The sequence below is a fragment of the Virgisporangium aurantiacum genome (genome assembly GCF_016863635.1).
Taxonomy (GTDB): Bacteria; Actinomycetota; Actinomycetes; order Mycobacteriales; family Micromonosporaceae; genus Virgisporangium; species Virgisporangium aurantiacum.
The window spans coordinates 1-2592 of sequence record NZ_BOPG01000166.1; the positions used below are offsets into that span (position 1 = coordinate 1).

Genomic DNA, 2592 nt, shown 5'->3' on the forward strand with positions numbered 1-2592 from the left:
CACGCGGTTGGAGGTGTGGGATACCGCGCGGGAGCGGGTTCCGGTCGGTGTTCCCGGTGAGTTGTGGATCGGCGGGGTCCAGGTCGCCGATGGGTATGTGGGGGAGCCGTCGTTGACGGCGGAGCGGTTTGTGGACGGCTGGTACCGGACCGGGGACCGGGCTCGATGGTTGCCGTCGGGGGAGATCGAGTACCTCGGGCGGTTGGACGAGCAGGTCAAGATTCGCGGTCAGCGGATCGAACCCGGCGAGATCGAGGCCGCGATCGTGGCCCAGCCCGAGGCGACCGCCGCCGCCGTGGTCGCGCGTGCCGACGGTGGCGCCACCCGGCTCGTCGCCTACGTCGTGTCCGACGCGTTCGCCGGGGTCGACTGGCGGGCCCGGCTGCGTGAGCGGTTGCCGGAGTTCATGCTGCCGGCGGTGTTCGTCCGTCTCGACGCCCTGCCGCTGACCGTCAACGGAAAGCTCGACCGCGCGGCCCTGCCCGCGCCCACCGCGACCGACGTGTCGGCCGCCGCGGCACCGTTCACCGCACCGGCCGGTCCCGCCGAGCGGGCGGTCGCCGACGCCTACGCGGCCGTGCTCGGCGTCGAACCCGACGCGATCGGCGCCCACGACGCCTTCTTCGCCCTCGGCGGCGACTCGCTGAACAGCCTCGCCCTTGTCGCACAGCTTCGCGAACAGGGCTACGAGGTCGCGCTCGCCGACGTGTTCCTGCACCAGACCGTCCGCGAACTCGCGGCTGCCGCCGTTCCGGCGGTGGCGGTCGAGGAGACCGCGGAGGACGCGTTCGGCATGGTCGACGCCGCCGACCTGGCGCGGCTGTCCGCACGCTTCGGCGGGAACGCGTCATGACGGGGACGCTGGGGACGATCGTCGACGCCTACCCGCTCACCGCGATGCAGGCCGGCATGGTGTTCCACAACAGCTACGCCCCGGACATCGCCACCTACCACGACCTGTTCACGCTGACCCTGCGCGGCCCGTACGACGCCGACGCGTTGCGCGCCGCGCTCGACGAGGTCGTCGCCGGCCATCCGGTGCTGCGCACGTCGTTCGAGATCGCCGACCTGAGCGAGCCGCTGCAACTCGTGCACGCCGCGGTGCGCGTCCCGTTCGTCGAGACCGACCTGTCCGCCGGCGGCGTCGACGCGGCGCGCACCCGGCTGCGGGCCTGGCGCGACGAGGAGAAGCGCCGGCCGTTCGACCTCGGCACGCCGCCGCTGCTGCGGGTCTTCGCGCACCGGCTCTCGGCGACCGACTTCGCCGTCGCCCTGAGCTTCCACCACGCCATCCTGGACGGCTGGAGCACCGCCGCCCTGATGACCGAACTGCTGCGCCGCTACAGCGCCCGGCTCGCCGGCGACCCGCTGCCGGTCGCCCCGCCACCGCTGCGGTTCCGCGACGCCGTGGCGGCCGAACGGAGAACCGTCGCGTCCGGGGCGGCCGTCACCTACTGGCGCACGCTCGTCGCCGACGCCGAACCGATCCGGCTGCCGCGCCTGCCCGGCTACCCGTCCGGCGACAGCGAGAACGTCGAGAACGTCGGCGGACCCATCGCCCCGGACGTGTTCGCCGGCCTCGAACGGCTCGCCCGCGACCTGCGGGTGCCGCTGCGCACCGTGCTGCTGACCGGTCACCTGCGGGTGATGGGCCTGTTCGGCGGCGCCGACGACGTGACGACGGGCATCGTGACGCACAGCCGGCCCGAGCACAGCCGGGGCAGCGAGGTGCTCGGCATGTTCCTCAACGCCGTGCCGGTGCGCGCCGACCTCGACGCGGAGACCTGGCGGGCGCTGGTGCGGCGGGTGTTCGACGGGGAGCTGGCGATGCTGCCGCACCGGCTGTTCCCGCTCGCCGAGCTGCAGCGCGTCACCGGCCGCTCGAACCTGTTCGAGGCGATCTTCGACTACCGCGACTTCTACGTGTACCGCGGCCTGGACGAGGTGCGCGGCGTCGAGGTCGTCGACTACGACTACTTCGACCAGACCAACATCCCGCTCGCGGTCGGCGTCGTCCGGGCCGGCGACGACGGCCGGCCCCGCGTCCACCTCGTCTACGCCCGCGACCAGTTCCCCCGCTCGCTGATGACCGCCCTGCGCGACGCCTATGTGCGCGTTTACACCGAGCTGGCGACCGACCCCGACGCCGATCCGCGCCGGACCGCGCCGCTGCTCGGCCCCGACGCCGCCCGCATCGCGTCGTGGCAGGGCCGCACCACGACCTACCCGACCCGGCTCACCAGCGCTTCGCCCGACGACGACGCCCCTGCGGTCGTCTCCGACGACGAAACCGTCCTGTCGCACGCCGATTTCGCCGCCCGCGCCGCGGGCCTCGCCGGCCGGCTGGTCGAACTCGGCGTCGGCGTCGGCGCCCCGGTGGGCATCAGCCTGCCGCGCGGCGTCGACCTGCTCGTCGCCGTCCAGGCCGTGCTGCGCGCCGGCGGCGCGTTCGTCTCCCTCGACCCCGACCTCCCCGACGAACGCCTCCGCGGGATGGCCCGGCAGGCCGGCGTCGACGTTGTCGTCTCCGACAACGCTCCACTGTGGACGGACCGGGTGGTCGTGCGCGCCGACGAGTCGGCTGTTGCCGTC

The 2592-nt window shown here is 73.8% G+C and carries 2 protein-coding genes; both read left to right on the forward strand.

From position 1 onward, the window contains the following. A partial coding sequence (locus Vau01_RS62805; RefSeq protein WP_204015375.1) for a phosphopantetheine-binding protein occupies nt 1–853 on the forward strand: 853 nt, incomplete at its 5' end. Next, nucleotides 850–2592: condensation domain-containing protein (locus tag Vau01_RS62810; protein ID WP_204015389.1), on the forward strand; the 1743-nt coding region annotated here is incomplete at its 3' end. The genes Vau01_RS62805 and Vau01_RS62810, both read left to right, overlap by 4 nt.